This is a genomic window from Bacteroides muris (ex Fokt et al. 2023), from assembly GCF_024704895.1.
Lineage (GTDB): Bacteria > Bacteroidota > Bacteroidia > Bacteroidales > Bacteroidaceae > Bacteroides > Bacteroides muris.
On the sequence record NZ_JAMZEE010000001.1, the window covers coordinates 92,295 to 111,441 of the forward strand.

The window sequence follows — 19,147 nt, forward strand, 5'->3', positions numbered from 1 at the left end:
TGTTTCATGGGAATACAAATGCGGGAAATATCAATTGAAAAGTTAATTATGAAAAAACTTAGAATTTTTGGAATATGTATGTGTATGCTGCTGGTGACTGTTATGGTTGATGCAGCTTCAAAATTACCTTCATCGGTAACGATGAGTAGGGCTCAATTAGAAAATAAGATAAAGGGAGGTTGGGCCGGTCAGACTATTGGGGTCAGCTTCGGCAGTTATACGGAATTCAGGTATCAAGGAACTTTTATTCAGGATTATCAGACGATTCCTTGGGAGGAAGGCTATGTGCAAAGATTGATGGATTCTTGGCCTGATTTATACGATGACATTTACATGGACCTTACTTTTGTAGATGTATTGGAGAAAAAAGGACTGGATGCTTCGGTGAAAGACTTTGCCGTTGCTTTTGCTACGGCGGACTATAATTTGTGGCATGCTAATCAGGCTGCGAGGTATAATATTGTCCATGGAGTGCACAACCCGGGACACTGGCTGAATAACCCACATGCTGATGACATTGATTATCAGATTGAAGCAGATTTTGCCGGACTGATGAATCCGGGTATGCCTAATTCTGCTTCTCAAATCAGTGATAAGGTGGGGCATCTTATGTGTTATGGTGACGGCTGGTATGGTGGGGTTTATGTGGGTGCCATGTATAGTCTTGCTTTTGTGTCCGATGATATCCGGTTTGTTGTTACCGAGGCTTTAAAAACGATTCCGGAGGAAAGCGGTTTTTATCAATGCATCGCCGATGTGATAAAGTGGTACGGAATGTATCCTGATGATTGGAAACGCACTTGGTTTGAAATTCAGAAACATCATGCAGAAGAGATTGGTTGTCCGGAGGGAGTATTTCATCCATTGGATATTGATGCCAAAATCAATGCTGCTTATATCGTTTTGGGATTATTGTATGGCAATGGTGATTTCACCAAGACAATGGAAATATCAACGCGGGCAGGTCAGGATTCTGATTGTAACCCGTCTTCTGCAGGAGGGATATTAGGCACAATGATAGGCTATGATGCCATTCCTGAATATTGGATGGAAGGTTTGAGAGGGGCAGAAAGCAAGAATTTCAAGTATACTTCACTCTGTTTGAATCAGATTTACACTATTAGCAATAAACATGCTTTGGAGATGATTCGCAAGAATGGAGGAAAAGTGGAAAAGGAGAATGTGACAATTGTTGTACAGAGGCCCAAAGCTGTACGTTTGGAGCAGAGTTTTACGGATATGTATCCAACGGCCAAGGTTGAATTGTCTGAACACGATATAGATACACTGATATTTGAGTTTGAGGGTACGGGATTTGTACTCCGTGGGGAGGCTGTTCGTAGGGACATGAATCGGCCGGATGCAGTACTGAAAGCCAATCTGTATCTTGATGGGGAGTTGGTTGAGAAGGCTGCCGCATTTCCGACTCACTTCCATGACCGGCGGTTAGATATATTCTGGAAATATCAGTTGCCTGTGGGTAAACATCAAGTAAAGGTAGAAGTCATAAAAGATGGTGCTAATGCTTTGTTGAAGTCTTGGGATTATATCGTTTATTCAAAAGACAAGAAATGATTGTGAAATACTATGCTGATTAGGAATCATATCATATCAAAAACAATGAATAGGTATTAATATATAACACAGTATTGCATAGAGTGAGGTAAGCATGATTAGCTTATGGATGATTTTAAGAACTGTATGAATGAGTTTTTCTTTCATGCAGTTCTTTTTTGGTAGGGGATATAGCCATGAAAAAAACAACTTCTGTCGCTTATCTCAAAATAAATTAGTTATTTTGCAGAAAACAAAGGAGTCTGGAATGGAACAAGAAGATTTTGACATACGCAATCAGCAACCCGTTACCAGCCGAGAGCGTGATTTCGAGAACGCTCTCCGTCCGTTGAATTTTGAGGATTTCAGCGGGCAGGACAAGGTGGTGGACAATCTGCGCATATTTGTAAAAGCTGCCCGCCTGCGTGGCGAGGCGCTGGACCATGTGCTGCTTCACGGCCCTCCCGGATTGGGAAAAACGACACTCAGCAATATCATTGCCAACGAACTGGGGGTAGGTTTTAAAATAACCTCCGGTCCGGTACTCGACAAGCCTGGAGACTTGGCGGGAGTGCTTACCAGCTTGGAGCCGAATGATGTGCTTTTCATCGACGAAATACACCGGTTGAGCCCTGTAGTGGAGGAGTATTTGTATTCGGCCATGGAGGATTACCGCATTGACATCATGATAGACAAAGGCCCTTCGGCCCGGAGCATACAGATTGACTTGAATCCTTTCACACTGGTAGGAGCTACTACTCGCAGCGGTCTGCTGACAGCTCCGTTACGTGCCCGTTTCGGTATAAATCTGCATCTGGAATATTATGATGACGACGTGTTGAGTGGCATTATACGCCGTTCGTCCGGCATTCTCGAAGTCCCTTGTTCGGTGAGGGCTGCCGCCGAGATTGCGAGCCGTAGCCGTGGCACGCCGCGTATTGCCAATGCACTGCTGCGCCGTGTGCGCGATTTTGCCCAGGTGAAGGGCACCGGAAGCATCGATACGGAAATCGCGCAGTTTGCTCTCGAGGCTCTGAATATTGACAAATATGGTCTGGACGAGATAGACAACAAGATACTCTGTACCATCATCGACAAGTTCAAGGGCGGCCCGGTAGGACTTACTACCATTGCCACTGCCTTGGGTGAAGATGCAGGTACGATAGAAGAAGTCTATGAACCGTTTCTGATAAAAGAGGGTTTCCTGAAACGCACTCCGCGCGGACGCGAAGTGACAGAGCTTGCCTACAAGCATCTGGGACGAAGCCTCTATAGTAGTCAGCGTACCTTGTTTGGCAATGAGTGATTCATTTAAAAAAACGAACACAGAGATACGGAGTCACAAAGTCTCTCTTTCCTCTTATCCTAAAAAGTTCTGTGCCTCGGTGCCTTTGTGTTCATAACAACCATTAAAGAAGTGGCCGGATTAAAATCATTGGCAAAAGAAACTGCCATTTATGGGTTGAGCAGCATTGTGGGGCGTTTCCTCAATTACCTGCTGGTGCCCGTATATACCATGGCGATGTCCGCACAGAGCGGAGGCTATGGCGTAGTGACGAATGTATATGCATGGGTGGCGCTCATGCTGGTGTTGTTGACGTGCGGCATGGAGACCGGTTTCTTCCGCTTTGCCAATAAAGGGGAAGATAATCCGATGCGGGTGTATTCCACGACATTGCTCAGTGTGAGTATGGGGGCGCTTGCCTTCCTTGCATTGGGGTTGTTGTTTCTCGAGTCCATTGCCGGATGGATGGAGTATGGTGACCATCCCTGGTACGTGGGCATGATGATGATTGTGGTGGCGATGGATGCCATCCAGAGCATTCCTTTCGCCTATTTGCGCTACAAGAAGCGTCCCATCAAATTCGCGGCACTCAAGCTGCTGTTCATCTTCCTGAACATTGCACTGAATCTGGTCTATTATGTAGGGATGAAAGGGGATGATGTGGGCTATGCCTTCTTTTTCAATCTGATATGTACCTCTACCATCATGCTTTGCATGATTCCGGAGCTGCGCGGATTTGCATACGTGCTGGATAGAAAACTGCTGAAGCGTATGCTTGCTTATTGTCTGCCGTTGCTGGTACTTGGCTTGGCAGGTATCCTGAATCAGGTGGCCGATAAGATAATTTTTCCTTTTGTCTATCCGGATGAGGCGGAAGCTTCCGTGCAGTTGGGCATTTATGGAGCTGCCAGCAAGATTGCTATGGTGATGGCGATGCTTACACAAGCCTTCCGCTATGCATACGAGCCTTTTGTCTTCGGGAAGAGCCGAGACAAGGATAACAAGCAGGTATATGCGCAGGCTATGAAGTTCTTCATCATCTTTACACTGCTGGCATTCCTGGCTGTCATGTTCTATCTGGACATCCTGCGTCATATTATCGGTCGCGACTACTGGCCGGGGTTGCGGGTGGTGCCCGTCGTGATGGCTGCCGAAATCTTTATGGGTATCTACTTCAATCTTTCTTTCTGGTACAAGCTGATTGATGAGACACGTTGGGGTGCTTATTTCTCCCTGATAGGTTGCACGGTACTGGTAGTGATGAACATACTTCTGATTCCCCGATACAGCTATATGGCTTGTGCCTGGGCGGGCTTTTGCGGTTATGGCATAGCCATGCTGCTGTCTTACTTCGTGGGGCAGAAGAAGTATCCCATTCAGTATGACCTGAAGGCCATCGGCTGTTATGTATTGCTTGCGGCAGTTCTCTACCTGGCTGCCGAGTATGTCCCGGTAGATAATATCTACCTGCGTATGGCATACCGGACTATATTGTTGCTGGTCTTTGTGACCTACATTGTGCGGCGTGATATGCCTCTCGGCAGTATCCCCGTCATCAACAAGTTGATAAGGAAACAGTAATCTCAATCATAAATCGTCAAATCGTAAATATTATGGATTCTGATAATAGAAATACCTTCGCCATCAAGACCTTTCTGAAAGAGTATCTTGATTTGCGCAAAGACAAGGACAATGAACTTGAAACTGTAGACTCCATTCGCAAAGGAGTGGAATTCAAGGGAGCTAACCTTTGGATTCTGATATTCGCCATATTCATGGCTTCGTTGGGGCTGAATGTGAATTCTACCGCTGTGATTATCGGTGCTATGCTCATCTCCCCGCTGATGGGGCCTATCATGGGTGTGGGGCTTTCCGTGGGATTGAATGACTTTGAACTGATGAAACGTTCATTGAAGAGTTTCCTGATTACTACCTTATTCAGTGTGACTACGGCTACCATATTTTTTCTGGTCAGTCCGGTTGCCGAAGGACAGTCTGAATTGCTGGCACGTACTTCACCCACCATTTATGATGTATTCATCGCGCTGATGGGTGGTCTGGCAGGGGTGACGGCACTCTCCACGAAAGAGAAGGGAAATGTGATTCCCGGTGTTGCCATTGCCACGGCGTTGATGCCGCCTCTCTGTACGGCAGGTTACGGGCTGGCGACGGGCAATCTGATTTACTTCCTTGGTGCATTCTACCTTTATTTTATCAATTCCGTATTTATCAGTCTCGCCACTTTCGTGGGGGTGCGTGTGATGCACTTCCAGCGCAAGGAGTTTGTGGACAAGAATAGGGAGAAGAAAGTGCGCAAATATATTGTCCTGATTGCAGTGCTGACCATGTGTCCTGCCGTGTATCTGACGGTCGGCATTATTCAGGATACCTTGTTTGAAAGCGCGGCCAACCGTTTTGTCAATGAACAGCTCTCTTTTGAGAATACGCAGGTATTGGACAAGAAGATTCACCGCGATGGCAAGGGCCATGAGATACGTGTAGTGCTGATAGGGCAGGAGGTGCCCGAAACCTCCATTGCCATTGCCCGTAGTAAGATGAAAGACTATAAGCTGGACGATACCAAGCTGATTGTGCTTCAGGGCATGAACAACGGAGCGGTGGACATATCTTCCATCCGTGCCATGGTGATGGAAGATTTCTACAAGAACAGCGAGCAGCGCTTGGTGGAGCAGAAACAGCAGATTGAAACTCTTGAACAGAGTCTGGAAAGATATAAAACCTTCGATGAATTAGGCAAAAAGATTATCCCCGAGTTGAAAGTGCTCTATCCGTCGGTAAAGACAGTGTCAATCTCTCATGCGATTGAACTGACAGTGGATTCGGCACGGGTGGACACAGTGACCCTTGCCGTATTGAAATTCGGTAGGCATCCGAATGCACACGAGAAGGAAAAGATTGCCGAATGGCTCAAGGCACGTACGGGAGCCAAACAATTGCGGTTGATTGCGGAATGACAACACCCCCTGAGGGGTAGAAATATATTTATTGGGCATGAAATTAAGATTTATACTGATAGCCGTCTGCTTCCTCTTCTCTCTGCCGGGACAAGCGGATGAGGGAATGTGGATGCTGGGAAATTTGAACAAGCAGACATGCCGGACTATGAAAGAACTGGGTTTGCAGATGCCTGTGAGTAAACTGTATAACACGAAACGTCCGTCGTTGAAGGATGCGGTAGTCAGCTTCGGAGGCTTTTGTTCCGGGGTGGTAGTATCCGGGGACGGACTGGTATTTACCAATCATCATTGCGGCTTCAGCAGCATACAGCAGCATTCGTCTGTGGAGCACGACTATCTGAAGGATGGCTTTGTGGCACATAGCCTAAGTGAGGAACTGCCCAATCCGGAGCTTTACGTACGCTTTCTCTTGCGCCAAGAAGACGTGACCCGCCGCGTGCTTGGGGCGGTAAGGCCGGATATGGATGAGGCTGAGCGTACAAGTGCGGTCGATTCGGTGATGCTGGCTATCGGTGAAGAGGTTTCCCGCAAGGACTCCACGCTGACGGGCATTGTGGATGTTTACTATGGAGGCAACGAGTTCTGGCTTTCCGTTTATCGCGATTACAATGATGTTCGTCTGGTGTTTGCGCCGCCTTCCTCGGTAGGCAAGTTCGGCTGGGACACTGACAACTGGGAATGGCCGCGCCATACCGGTGATTTCTCCGTATTCCGTATCTATGCCGATAAGCATAACCGGCCTGCCGATTATTCTCCCGACAATGTTCCCTACCGTCCCGAATATGTAGCCCCGATTTCCCTTGACGGCTACCGTGAAGGTTCTTTCTGTATGACGCTGGGCTATCCGGGCAGCACGGAACGCTACCTCTCCTCTTTCGGTATCGAAGAGATGATGAATACCACCAACCGGGCACAGATAGACATCCGTGGCGTGAAGCAGGCCATCTGGAAGCGTGAAATGGATAGCCGCGACAGCATCCGCATCAAGTATGCTTCCAAATATGACGAAAGCTCCAATTATTGGAAGAACAGCATAGGGGTGAACCGTACCATTAAAAAATTGCATGTGCTGGATAAGAAGCGTGCTCTGGAAACCGAACTCCGCCGCTGGATACAGCAGACTCCAAAAGAACGGGAACACTTGCTGCACCTTTTCTCCAATTTGGAGTTGAACTACAAGAGCCGCCGCGAAGCTTATCGCGCCAGAGCTTACTTTGCCGAGTCTTTCCTGAACGGTCCGGAGCTGATACAGCTTGCCTTGTCCATCCTTAACTTTGACTTTGAGGGAGAAAAGAAAGCGGTGGTTGCCAATCTGAAAGCCATTGTTGAGAAGTATGCCAATCTGGATTTGGGCATTGACAAGGAAGTGTTTGCAGCACTGCTGAAAGAATACCGTTCCCAAGTGGATTCAGCCTACCTTCCCGAACTCTATCAGACAATTGCAACAGAATACGGAGGCAACGAGCGTACCTATGTAGACAGCCTTTATGCCCGTTCGGAGCTGACCACGCCCCGTGGATTGAAGCGCTTCTTGGAGCAGGACACCACCTATCAGATATATAACGACCCTGCCATCGGCCTGGGCATCGACTTGATTACAAAACTGTTCGAGATGAACATGGAGGTCCAGCAAGCCTCCGGTGAAATCGAGCGGAATGAGCGCTTGTTCAATGCTGCCGTGCGGCGGATGTACGCATCCCGCAACTTCTATCCCGATGCCAATTCCACCATGCGCTTGAGTTTTGGAACTGTGTGCGGCTATGCCCCGTCCGACGGAGTGGAATATGATTATCATACCACTACGACGGGCATTCTGGAGAAAGTCAGAGCCCATGCAGGCGATGTGGATTTTGAAGTGCAGCCCGAATTGGTATCCCTTCTTTCCTCCGGTGACTTCGGCAGATATGCCGATGAAAAGGGCGAAATGAGCGTCTGCTTCATTTCCAACAACGACATTACGGGAGGCAATTCCGGCAGTGCCATGTTCAATGCCAAAGGGGAGCTTCTGGGACTTGCCTTCGATGGCAATTGGGAAGCCATGAGCAGTGATATTCTTTATGAACCGAAGATGCAGCGCACCATCGGGGTGGATGTGCGCTACATGCTGTTCATGATTGAGAAGTATGGAAAAGCGGGGAATCTGATTCGGGAATTGAAACGTGGCAACTAGCTGGATATTCCCCGCTTCTGCATATATTGCAGTCTTACTTCATAGGTTCTATACGGAAGACATATTGATAAGTGCTGTCAGACTTGATTTCATATTTCGGACGAGGACCCGGGCCGCAACTGGCGTTGCCCAGCGACCAGAAGATAACGGAAGGAGGGTTCTTGTCACGCTGTGCCATGCGCACACCACGATTTACGAATGCAGCTTCCCACGAGGGATTGTCAGTCAGCGAATGGTTGCCGTGGCACTCCTGGTCGGCTTCGTCCATCACATAGAGTCCGTAGTAATCATACAGCCCGTACATCTTGGGGTCGTTGGGGTAGTGGCTCGTGCGGACGGTGTTCAGGTTGTGGCGCTTTCAGTAACGAACTGTTTCAGTTGCTTTCCTTGGGCATCGAGCAACGAGATGCGCAGGGAAGCGTTCTTCATGGCTTTTCCATGGTTTCTTACCATACTCTTCACGTTCAGTTCTGCACGGTCGTAACGCGGGCTGAGGCCAGGTGCAGGTCGCGCAATTCGAACGGGTATTTCGGCCCATGCCGACACATCATATCCGGGCTTGTAGAACTCTTTCGGACGCTCTTCGGGTTGTTTCACCCAATGGAACTTCCAGTTACCGTTCAGCAGCTGGTAGCGGCTGGAGCGGGTACGTTCCCACGGGCGGCGATAGGCAGGGTCGGCTTTCATCTCTGCGGCATTGGCAAAGGGGATGAAGGTGGCGTGTCCGTCTTCCTTGTTGATGGCAAAGACGTGCTGGTTCTCCCACTCATTGTCGCTATGGGTCTTTAGCGGCTCTACCTTGATTTTCACGTCTGACTTCACCAATACCCATTGTTGCCTTTCCTGACCGGCATCGGGTTTCAGCTGAAAAATGGGCTCACCTACCAGTCCGGCATCGGGAAATCCCATGTTATATCCGTTGGCCTGGCAAGTGAAGACGTAGTTGCCGTTAGGAAGTTGCGTGACTTTCCAGTGCTGGTTGCCGTTGGAAGGGTCGCTGCTCCATTGGATGACGCTTTGTTCTTTCTCTTTGTCTCCACTGTTGTCTATGGCTTGTTGGGAAAGGGGACTGACGATGAGATATACGTCATCCTTCACCGGTACGAATTGCCATACTTGCGCTCGATACGTAGACGTACATGTTTGGCTGTGAGGATGGCGGCCGGGATACCTGCTGCTTTCAGGGTCTGCATCCATTGCCCGCCATCCAGTGCGGTGGGATTGAAGATGGCGGTTGGTGCTTTTCCGTCTCTTTCGTTGACGAAGTCTTCAAAAGTGTTGATGCCGAAGTGGAAGAAGGCTATCATTTCGCGGTTGTACCATTCTATTTGTCGGGCACTGGGTGTCAGTCCGCAGGGTTCAGGTGCTTTTTGGGCCATTGTTGATAAAGTAGCCGTGGCAGTGAGCCCGGCAGTCAGAAAAATTTTCTTTAATTTCATGGTTATGCTTGATTTAAAAAAATAATGGATAATAATAAAACTGTGTTTGTTTCAGAACCGAGACAAAGATTGGTATAAAAAGTTAGAATTGGAGAATGTGATGTTCGTCGAATGCGAATCGAATCTGAATGTACAGTCGTGCCTGAACGATGCGCAAGGTTATCAGGTAAGAAACATTCCCGTCACACTGACACCCAAAGATGCTTCGTACAAGGGCTCGCTTCGCAAAGAGCTTACTATCGTTTCATTACTGGAGTGCGTATGGTTCTCGACAACAACAATTACGCTAAAGTCATGCAAGAAGGACGGTCGGTTACAGACGTGCGCCGTCGCCGCGAGATTCTGAAGTTCGTAGAAGACTTCCGCTGTTATTACAACGAAAAGAACATCAACGCACTTGAGAAAGTTTTCAGTGAGGATGCCCTCATCATTACAGGCAGCGTAGTCATGAAGAAGAATATGGGAGATTTAAGTGGAGGTAATATGAAAATAAGATACAACAAGAAGACGAAGCAGGAATACATCACTTTTTTGTCAAGAACCTTCGATTCTAATGCATGATTTCGAACTGTAATGATAAAAGCTATGATACACAAAAGAATAGAATTGCTTCTCATCTGCATCAGTTTCTGCCTTTCAGTTTTCTCACAGGAATGGAGCATCCATCATTTTGAGAAAGTGACTCACGGTTTCTTATTTTTAAAAAATACAGAATGTATCCTGTGAATTGTATGAGCCGCTTTACTAAATTCAGACGGATTGATTGAACCTAAAGCTGAGACAAGAAAATTGATTCTTCCTTGTAAGAACTCTCCGATAACTCCTTTGAATAAAAGAGCTGTGGAGTGGGGGACTTGACTTTTTCTTATATCCCTGGCACATAAATCGCAATTTATATCTAAATTTGCGAAAATGAAATTCAACCGGACATGAAAATTCTTTGGATAGACCTCAATAGCTCGTATGCGCACTCTTCGCTGGCACTTCCTGCACTGCACGCACAAATGGTCAAGAACAATTCCATAAAATGGGAGAGTGTATCTGCCACCATCAATGAAAACATAGGAATGATTGTGGACGAAATATACCGGCATCAGCCCGATATCATTGCTGCAACAGCATGGTTGTTCAATCATGAACAGCTACTGCACATCACAGCAAGATTGAAAGCATTGCTTCCCGATAGCTGTTTCGTCTTGGGCGGGCCTGAATTCTTGGGAGACAATGAGGATTTTCTGCGTAAAAATCCTTTCATCAACTGCGTGTTCCGAGGAGAGGGAGAAGAAGTATTTCCTCAATGGCTGGCTTGCTGGAACCGGCCGGAAGAATGGGGTAATATTCCGGGGATTTGCTATATAAGTCCTCAAAAGCAATATATAGACAACGGCATAGCCCGTGTTGTTGACTTTGCCCGGCTGGTGCCGCCGGAAAAAAGCTGTTTCTTCAACTGGAGCAAACCATTCGTACAACTGGAGACTACCCGGGGATGTTTCAACACATGCGCATTCTGTGTCAGCGGTGGAGAAAAACCGGTGCGCACACTGTCCATTGAAAGTATTCGTGAACGCCTTCTGATTATCCACAGCCATGGAATAAAAAACGTACGCGTCCTCGACCGGACCTTTAATTATAATCCGCGCCGTGCTAAAGAATTGCTGCGGCTTTTTCTGGAATTCTACCCGGATGTATGCTTTCACTTAGAAATACATCCTGCACTATTATCCGAAGAGCTGAAAAATGAATTGAAAAAGCTGCCTGAAGGACTGCTCCATCTCGAGGCCGGTATTCAGAGCCTGCGCGAACCAGTCCTGCTGAAAAGCCGTCGGATGGGAGGTCTGGAAGATTCACTGCAAGGTCTTCGTTTCCTGTGTTCTCTGCCCAATATGGAGACACATGCCGACCTCATTGCCGGATTGCCTCTGTACCGCCTGTCCGAAATATTTGAGGATGTGCGTACACTTGCCGGATACAATGCCGGTGAAATACAGCTGGAATCCCTGAAGCTGCTTCCCGGCACAGAAATGAGAAGAAGAGCGGAAGAACTGGGCATCCGATACTCTCCCTTTCCTCCTTATGAAGTACTTCGGACGAATGAAATCAGTGTCAACGAACTTCAGACGGCCCGGCAGCTGTCACGTCTTCTGGACGGATTCTATAACACAACCGCTTGGCAAGCTATCACTCGCAGACTTATTTTAGACGACCCCGATTTCCTGCATCGTTTCTTGGAATTTCTGATTGATAAAAATCTTATAGACCAGCCCATGAGCCTGGAAAAGCGAGGTCTTGTACTCTATGAATTCTGTAGCATGCATTATCCGGCATACCAAATCATGGTGACCATTGCTTGGATAGAGGCCGGCATGTCATTAAAGAAAAAACCGGCTGAGAAGGTCAAGACCAAGCGCCAGACGCCACCGGAATATTGGGAAGTAATCTATGGAGACTACAAAGAAAGCCTCCGCTTATGTTTTCTGCCTATTGACGACGATACCTCAAATGGTTGTTGGTTCGGCTTCGAATCGGAAATACAAAAGGCAGAACCTGTATTCAAAGCTAAAGGAATGGCGAGGATATGACGGAAAACACAATTACTGCAGATTGCCACAGATAGAGTAATGAATGCCGACTAATCATTTATTGCCATTCCAGAGTTGAATGTCCTATTTCACATGAATAGAAGGTACTTTTCGATTATCCGCATTTTACCCGCCATATGAATTCGCGCTGAATGCAAACGCTATCCGTTTTTTGATTTTTCGTCATTTTGCCAGCACTCCAGCACCGACTGCCTGTATCGCCCTGTTCATTGGCATTACAGCAGTGACGGCAAGAGTGCTGGCAAAACGGTTGCCAGCACACTGTTATCTCTCCCTTGTCCGGATTCAACTATCTGACAACAAGAACTTAAGGGTGATTTCTTGTCCATTTCTTAATCATTCTGAAATAATATTTATTAACGTAGATATAGGGCCTCTTCTCTGCTTCCCTCGTACAAATTGGGGGCAAATCCCATTGCATGCAGTGCCGGAAGTGTGGATTTTGCCCTCTGGATGCAGGTACTTTTTCTCTTTATGCTTTATGTGTAATGCAGAGAAGCTTGATGCATAATTCCCGAATTCTTATTACAGAACCTCGTCCCACATACGTGGGATGAAGTTTTGCATGAACCTCTGTGATAAAAAGTATGGGACATACGCGGATTCTGCTTATGCCTGCTTCTGGTTTTGCCTTTATCCGGAGGACGGTCTACTCATTCATTGATGTATGGTCAGGACAAAACGAAACATCTCTTCTCTTTGTGAGTAGGAGAAGAGATGTTTCACTACGTTCTGTATGCCAGACTATGCATTTACTTTTTCTTCTTGCTTCTTTTTGCCCAACCTTCTTCGCTAAAGTTGGGTTCGGGATCTTTGAAGTCGTTGTTTCCTTGGAAGAACTGTTTCCAGTCATCTTTCTTGCCGCGGGCTTTGGTATAGCCGCGTTCTTCGCGTGTGGGCTTGCTCTTTTTGGCAGTAGGGGCGTTTTCGGGTTTCTCCTTGCGCCGTGAGGCAGGGGCTTCGTTTCGTTTTTTGCCTTTGCTTCGTGTGGTCTCTTTTCCTTCCTCTCCGGCAATCTCTACCGATACCTTGCGTCCGTTCCAGTTGGCACGGTTCAAGGCTTTCACTACATTACCGGCTTCCTTTTCCTCTACTTCGAAGAAAGAGAATTTCTGCATCAGGTCGATGCGTCCCAGTTCAATGCGTCCGCGGGTGTTCTTGTTCAGCAGGCTGATAAGCTCACTGGGGAAGAAGTTGTCCATCTTGCCCAGATTGATGAATAGGCGCTTGTAGCCCGGTTCGGCCTGGCGGTTTCCGCTGCTTCGGCGTTCACTCCGCTCACCCTTGCCGCGTTCACTTCCGGTGGCTGCCTCTATCTCTTCGCGGTCGCGGTAGTAGTCCAGAAAGCGGTTGAACTCATGCGATACCATGCGTTTTATAAGGTCTTCCTTGCTCAGCCAGTCCAGCTTGCGGTAGATGTCGGGCATGAAGTCGGCTATATCTTCCTCGTTCACCTTCACTTTCTCGAGGTCGTCTATCACCTTGAGCAATTGTTTTTCGCATATCTGCTTGCCGGTGGGCATTTCGCCTGCAACGAATTTCTTGCCGATGATGTGTTCTATGGCACGCATCTTGCCTTTTTCGCGCAGGTTGATGATGGCGATGGAAGTTCCGGTCTTGCCGGCACGTCCCGTGCGTCCGCTGCGGTGGGTATAGCTTTCGGTATCATCGGGCAGTCCGTAGTTGATGACATGGGTCAGGTCGTCCACATCCAGTCCGCGTGCGGCAACGTCTGTGGCAACCAGCAGTTGCAGGTTGCGGATGCGGAACTTCTGCATCACGGCATCGCGTTGCGCCTGGCTCAGTTCGCCGTGAAGCGAGTCGGCGTTGTAGCCTTCCTGCATCAGCTTGTCGGCTATCTCCTGCGTCTCCTTGCGGGTGCGGCAGAAGATGATGCCGTATATCTGCGGATAGTAGTCTACAATACGTTTTAGGGCTGCATATTTGTCTTTGGCATGCACGCAGAACACCACGTGTTTCACGTTGTTGGTACTTTCGTTTTTGCGTCCGATGGTAATTTCTTTGGCATCACGCAGGTATTTCTTGGAGATGCGTGCGATTTCCGGGCTCATGGTAGCGGAGAACAGCAAGGTGTTGCGTTCTTGCGGCACGTCGGCCAGGATGGCGTTGATGCTGTCCGTGAATCCCATGTTCAGCATTTCGTCCGCTTCGTCCATCACCACGTTCTGTATGGTGGCAAGCGATACGGTTTTGCGTTCCATCAGGTCCAGCAGTCGTCCCGGTGTGGCTACGATGATGTGTACACCTCGTTTCAGTGCACGTATCTGGCTTTCGATGGACGAGCCTCCGTATACGGGCAGCACTCGCAGGCCGTCGATGTATTTCGAGTAATCGTTCAAGTCGCCTGCTATCTGCAAACAGAGTTCGCGGGTGGGGCAGAGGATAAGGGATTGGGGGATTCTGTTGCCGACGTTAATCTTTTGTATGAGTGGCAGGCCGAACGCGGCAGTCTTTCCTGTTCCTGTTTGTGCCAGTGCCACTACGTCGTTGTTTTCTCCTAAAAGGTATGGGATTACTTCCTCTTGTACCGGCATGGGTTGCTCGTAACCCATTTCTTCGATGGCGCGGCGTATCTCCGGCGACACACCGAGCTCTTCAAATGTCTTCATTAAAATTCTGTCTATCTTTATATTTCGGGCGCAAAGATAGGGCTTTTCAGTGGATAATCGGTAATGGATGGTTGATAAGTTACCATTTGGGGTTGTTAATTTTATATGTTGCTTACATCAGCGAACCGGGAGGTGGTAATGGGGGGAGTTTTCCTTTGGGTTTCTGCATCCACGACAACATGATATGGTTGAGTTGTTTTCCTACTTCCCCTGGTTTGTATTGAATTTGTTCTTTCAGTTTTACTTCGATTTCTCTATAGACATACAGTGGTACTCTAGCGTATGGATTAAAGGTCGTAAAATTGAAATATACTTCGATTACTTTTCCTGTGTCTGGGCTTAGTAGCATGGTTATTGATAACTCATCTTTCCCAATTTCATCTGCCATGGCTTTGGTGAATGCTTGGTCTACAATGAAGTCTTCTTGCCAACTCATGGAGCTATCGTATTCAACCACCTTACTGTTCCAACTACCAATATATGCTTTTTCCGTGGCTTTATATACAATATCTTTGTATGTTAATTTGTTCTCCTTATTATAAAGAGTCACAAATTGGCTACCGTCATCTACATCGCATTGATACGTATAACCGTCTACATCGAAAGTAGTAGTCTTTTTATAAATAATAGTTTCCCAAAGTGATTCTTCTGTTCTGATAGGTTTGTCCTGTGCTACACAAGGGTAGATGTATCCTATAAGCAGTGTAATAAGCAATAGTCTTTTCATTCGTCACAATTTTTAGTTGTTAATTTTGTATGTTGCTTACATTAGCGAACCGGGAGGTGGTAATGGGGGGAGTTTCCCTTTAGGTTTTTGTCTCCATGATAGCATGATGTAATTGAGTTGTTTTCCCACTTCTCCGGGTTTAAAGTGTATTTGTTCTTTCAGTTTTACTTCGATTTCCCTATAGACATGCAGTGGCACTCTGGCGTATGGGCTAAAGGTTGTGAAATTGAAATTCACTTCTATTACTTTCCCCGTATCCGGACTGAGAAGCATGGTTATTGTGAACTCACGCTTTCCGAGTTCATCTGCCATGGCTTTGGTAAAAGCTTCGTCCACAATGCGGTCTGCTTGTTTACTCATGAAGCTATCGTATTCAATTACTTTTTTTTCATTCCAGCTACCGATGTATATTTTTCCTGTGGCTTTATATACAATATCTTTGTATGTCAACTTGTTCTCTTTGTTATGAAGAGTCACAAACTGGCTGCCGTCATCTACATCGCATTGGTACGTATAACCATCCACCCTAAAAGTGGTAGTCTTTTTATAAATGACTGTTTCTTCGAGCGTTTCTTCTGTTCTGATAGGTTTGTCCTGTGCTACACAAGGATAGATGTATCCTATAAGCAGTGTAATAAATAATAGTCTTTTCATTCGTTACAATTTTTAGTTGTTAATTTTATGTTGGGAAAAATATTGGTGATATCCGAATACTCTTTGAATGGATAATCTTCGTATCCTTCCTTACGGAAAGCATTAACAACATTATTAGATACATAGGTTTCAAAGAAATCCAAGAAAGAAGTCTTGACATGCCCTTGTTGATTTACGTACTCTCCTAGCGAGGCTGTCGCTCTTAAGCGTTGGCTTTCTGTATATTGCCTCTGTTTCTGTTCCGTCCACTCCACGCTCCTTTGTAAGAAAAGATATTGCGCGTAATGCGCTTCTATCTCTCTGTTCATCATAGAGCTTTTGAACGACGATATGGACTCTTGCGCGGTTTGGAAAACATGGAACATTTCATGCAGAAGGTTGTTTGCTTCCAATTCTTCCAATCCGATGTGCAAGGTATGCTCTTCCCAATTGTAGGAATACCCTTTGCCGAAATCGAATTCCAGATTGATTTTGTTGTTTTTGACTTTCTCTTTCAGTTGGCTGTATAGGTCTCCTCCCAAACAGTCTTCCATGATTCGGGCTGTCATGTTTTCGGTGATTACCCATAAAAGCGAGTCTTGGTCGGCTTCTTTCTTGAATATATTTCCTGCCGGAGTACCCGGTGAAGAGCCGGAACCTCCAGAACTTCCTCCTCCAATCCACACATCGCCACTTCCTCCTCCACCACTGTTCCAGTTGCTATTATTTATAAAGGCATCATCCACCCAATAGGAATGACTAACGCAGTTGGTATAGCTGTATTCCAGCTGGTCTTTAGGTCCGGTATATACATCCCAGCATTGGGTGACGGTTATTACCGAACGGGTCTGGGCATGAGGCTTGAATGTGAGTCCTTGCGCATTCTCTTCGCCAAATACTAGATAGCTTAACAAGTCGAATATGAACACTTGGTCGCTTTCTCTTATGAGTTCGTCATCACGCTTCAATGGAAAAAACTTCATCCATCCGTCTTTGATGTGCAACAGCCAGATGGCATCGATGCAGTGTGGCTTGTCAAGGCGGTAGAGGGGAACGAAGATACAGGTCTCTTCTCCAGTCAATTTATAGGTGAAGTTCCAGAGAGGAATGCCGTATTTCAACAGGAAAGAAGCGGTGAAATGCTTTTCTTCTTCCACTCTGCGTAGTGCGGAAATCACGGCTTTTAGGGTAGAGTCGGTGTAGGCAAAGAAGTTTTCCGGCTTGAATAACGCTTGTCGGGTCAACGGGACATCGTTTGCCGGTAATCGGGGTTGATAGAAGGATTCTTCTGTTTCGCAAGAGGCGAGTATTCCTAAAAGAATGCACAAGGCAAGGCAGATGTTTTGCCATTTCTGCTTAGGAGGGGTTGGAGAGTGCTGTCTGTTTCCTTTTCTATTCATAGCGCGAATGCTTAAGGTATAAAGGATAGACAAATAAAGCAAAAAAAAAGCAGAAATGAAAGGAAAAACAGGAGAATTTTGTTAATCCGGAAGCTGTTCTACCACAGATTGCATGGATTTTTAGACCGTGTAATCTGTGGTGAACACACCCTGCTGCAAGGGGCGGTTATGGCTGGAATTGCCGTGCTTCTGCAAATTCCTTGGATACGGAATTGCTGAAACTCCGGCATACCTCGGCGGCAAACTCGATGCCGCACCGGATGACCTTGTCCCAAGTAGTCTCGTCCATGGTATCAAGGTCCTCGTAGCGTACATTATATTTCAGCAGCCCGAAGATGATACCTGCATTGAAGTTGTCGCCCGCACCGATGGTGCTGACGGCTTCCAGCGGAGGAATGGAGTATTCCTTGGAGATGGTGCCGGTGCGCAATGACACTTGCTCTGCACCGGCCGTGCAGAGGAAGTTGCGGCAGTAGAACTTTACTTTGTCCTTGTATATCTTGTCGGCCTCTTGCAGGCCCCACATGTAGAAGAAGTCTTCTTGCGAACCACGCACGATGTTGGCGTATTCCAGATTCTCGATGATGGTGGGAGCCAGCTTGATGGCCTCCTCTTTATGGGACGAACGGAAATTGGGGTCGTAGTAGATAATGGCGTGCATGTCGTGGGCGCGTTCCAGCAATTCCTGCACTTTGTCGCGCAATACAGGGTTCAGGGCATAGTACGAACCTATGATGATGATGTCGTCTTCCTGAATCTGCGGATATTCCACGTCCAGACGCTGCTTGGGATAGTCTTTGTAGAAGATGTATTCCGCATCGCTCCGGTCGTTCAGGAAGGCGAGTGATACGGGTGACTTCCCGTCGGGGAACACGTTGACATGGTCTGTGGGGATATTGTTCTCGCGCATGAAGTTGAGGATGATATTACCCACGTGGTCATTGCCCGTTTCACTGATAAAGCAGATAGGGACGCCGATACGTCCCAGTGAAACGATGCCGTTGAATACCGAACCACCCGGAACGGCTGCTGTGGGCTGTTCGCCACGGAATATGATGTCCAGTATGGTTTCTCCGATACCTATTACTTTACGCATAATGATCTTGATTTTTCTCCGAGGTAACCACCATGATGGCGTTTGGAGTAGTCTTCAATGGTGAATCCGGTTTCTTTCATGGTCTGTACCACCAGTATATCGCCGATGACGGTCATGGCAGTGGTCGAAGTCGTGGGCGTCATGCCCAATGCGCATACTTCTTGGGGTTTCCCGGTGCTGAGGCATACGTCGGATTCGTGTGCCAGAGGGCTATCAGGGTTTCCGGTGATGACAATAAACTTCAGTTCCGGGTTCAGGTTATGTGCCAGCCGTGTCAGCTCCACAATTTCACGAGTTTTGCCCGAATTGGAGATGAGTAACAACAAGTCATTCTCCTGAAGGATGCCGAGGTCACCATGCTGTGCTTCGCTGGGGTGCAGGAAAACGGACGGAATACCGGTAGAGCAGAAGGTGGTAGCGATATTCATGGCTATTTGTCCGGCTTTGCCCATACCCGAAGTTACCAGTTTCCCTTTTTTGCGGTGCACTTGTTCTACGATGAGTTCTACAGCTCTTTCATAAGCGTCCGTCACTGGAATGTTCAGTACGGCTTGTGCCTCTTTCTGCAAAAGCTCTTGAATGGATGCAATCATACTTACTTAATGTGCTAATTTGATTAATGTACTTAAAATTAT

Annotated in this window: 13 protein-coding genes and 2 pseudogenes; 7 read left to right on the forward strand and 8 right to left on the reverse strand. The window is 47.1% G+C overall.

The features are described from left to right. Window positions 1–48: 48 nt before the first annotated feature. From M1B78_RS00285 to M1B78_RS00305, 5 genes are all read left to right on the forward strand, one after another. On the forward strand, window positions 49–1,575 hold the full coding sequence (locus M1B78_RS00285) for an ADP-ribosylglycohydrolase family protein (protein WP_257939577.1): 1,527 nt from the start codon (window positions 49–51) through the stop codon (window positions 1,573–1,575). Window positions 1,576–1,822: 247 nt separating this feature from the next. Beyond that, window positions 1,823–2,860, forward strand: a complete 1,038-nt coding sequence (ruvB, locus tag M1B78_RS00290) for a Holliday junction branch migration DNA helicase RuvB (protein WP_136008746.1) — start codon at window positions 1,823–1,825, stop codon at window positions 2,858–2,860. A gap of 111 nt (window positions 2,861–2,971) precedes the next feature. Then, window positions 2,972–4,420: a lipopolysaccharide biosynthesis protein gene (locus M1B78_RS00295; RefSeq protein WP_257930504.1), complete on the forward strand. Its 1,449-nt coding sequence runs from the start codon at window positions 2,972–2,974 to the stop codon at window positions 4,418–4,420. Between the two features lie 32 nt (window positions 4,421–4,452). Further along, window positions 4,453–5,814, forward strand: a complete 1,362-nt coding sequence (locus M1B78_RS00300) for a TIGR00341 family protein (protein WP_136008744.1) — start codon at window positions 4,453–4,455, stop codon at window positions 5,812–5,814. A 37-nt stretch (window positions 5,815–5,851) separates the two neighbouring features. Beyond that, complete coding sequence (locus tag M1B78_RS00305) at window positions 5,852–7,987, forward strand: S46 family peptidase (protein ID WP_257939578.1); 2,136 nt, start codon at window positions 5,852–5,854, stop codon at window positions 7,985–7,987. Window positions 7,988–8,092: 105 nt separating this feature from the next. On the opposite strand, the pseudogene M1B78_RS00310 reads toward M1B78_RS00305, so the two are convergent. Both M1B78_RS00310 and M1B78_RS00315 read right to left on the reverse strand, forming a co-directional pair. Beyond that, window positions 8,093–9,148, reverse strand: a pseudogene (locus M1B78_RS00310) (glycoside hydrolase family 2 TIM barrel-domain containing protein); the annotation flags it as partial. Next, window positions 9,127–9,426: pseudogene (locus tag M1B78_RS00315) on the reverse strand (alpha-L-fucosidase); the annotation flags it as partial. The pseudogenes M1B78_RS00310 and M1B78_RS00315, both read right to left, overlap by 22 nt. Before the next feature lie 261 nt (window positions 9,427–9,687). Between M1B78_RS00315 and M1B78_RS00320 the strand changes: the two are divergent. Beyond that, window positions 9,688–9,987, forward strand: coding sequence for a hypothetical protein (locus M1B78_RS00320; protein ID WP_148356337.1), 300 nt, complete (start codon window positions 9,688–9,690; stop codon window positions 9,985–9,987). A gap of 368 nt (window positions 9,988–10,355) precedes the next feature. After that, entirely contained in the window at window positions 10,356–12,005 is a 1,650-nt protein-coding gene (locus tag M1B78_RS00325; protein ID WP_136008737.1) for a B12-binding domain-containing radical SAM protein, read from the forward strand. Between the two features lie 773 nt (window positions 12,006–12,778). Here the strand turns inward: M1B78_RS00325 and M1B78_RS00330 are convergent. The 6 genes from M1B78_RS00330 to M1B78_RS00355 all read right to left on the reverse strand — a co-directional run bounded on the left by M1B78_RS00330 (window position 12,779) and on the right by M1B78_RS00355 (window position 19,105). Beyond that, window positions 12,779–14,656 (reverse strand): DEAD/DEAH box helicase, encoded by a 1,878-nt coding sequence (locus M1B78_RS00330; protein WP_136008736.1) that lies wholly within the window; start codon window positions 14,654–14,656, stop codon window positions 12,779–12,781. 112 nt (window positions 14,657–14,768) lie between these two features. Next, window positions 14,769–15,383: a DUF5043 domain-containing protein gene (locus tag M1B78_RS00335; protein WP_136008735.1), complete on the reverse strand. Its 615-nt coding sequence runs from the start codon at window positions 15,381–15,383 to the stop codon at window positions 14,769–14,771. 36 nt (window positions 15,384–15,419) lie between these two features. Then, the gene (locus tag M1B78_RS00340; RefSeq protein ID WP_117878322.1) at window positions 15,420–16,037 is read right to left on the reverse strand and encodes a DUF5043 domain-containing protein; all 618 of its coding nucleotides are present in this window, start codon (window positions 16,035–16,037) and stop codon (window positions 15,420–15,422) included. Then, a complete protein-coding gene (locus M1B78_RS00345) occupies window positions 16,034–17,416 on the reverse strand; it encodes a hypothetical protein (RefSeq protein ID WP_257939580.1) in 1,383 nt (460 codons plus the stop codon). The genes M1B78_RS00340 and M1B78_RS00345 overlap by 4 nt, the downstream gene beginning before the upstream one ends. A 166-nt stretch (window positions 17,417–17,582) precedes the next feature. Beyond that, a complete protein-coding gene (locus tag M1B78_RS00350) occupies window positions 17,583–18,512 on the reverse strand; it encodes a carbohydrate kinase family protein (protein ID WP_257930509.1) in 930 nt (309 codons plus the stop codon). After that, on the reverse strand, window positions 18,500–19,105 hold the full coding sequence (locus M1B78_RS00355) for an SIS domain-containing protein (protein ID WP_257930510.1): 606 nt from the start codon (window positions 19,103–19,105) through the stop codon (window positions 18,500–18,502). Before M1B78_RS00355 ends, M1B78_RS00350 begins: the two co-directional genes overlap by 13 nt. Between the last annotated feature and the right edge of the window lie 42 nt (window positions 19,106–19,147).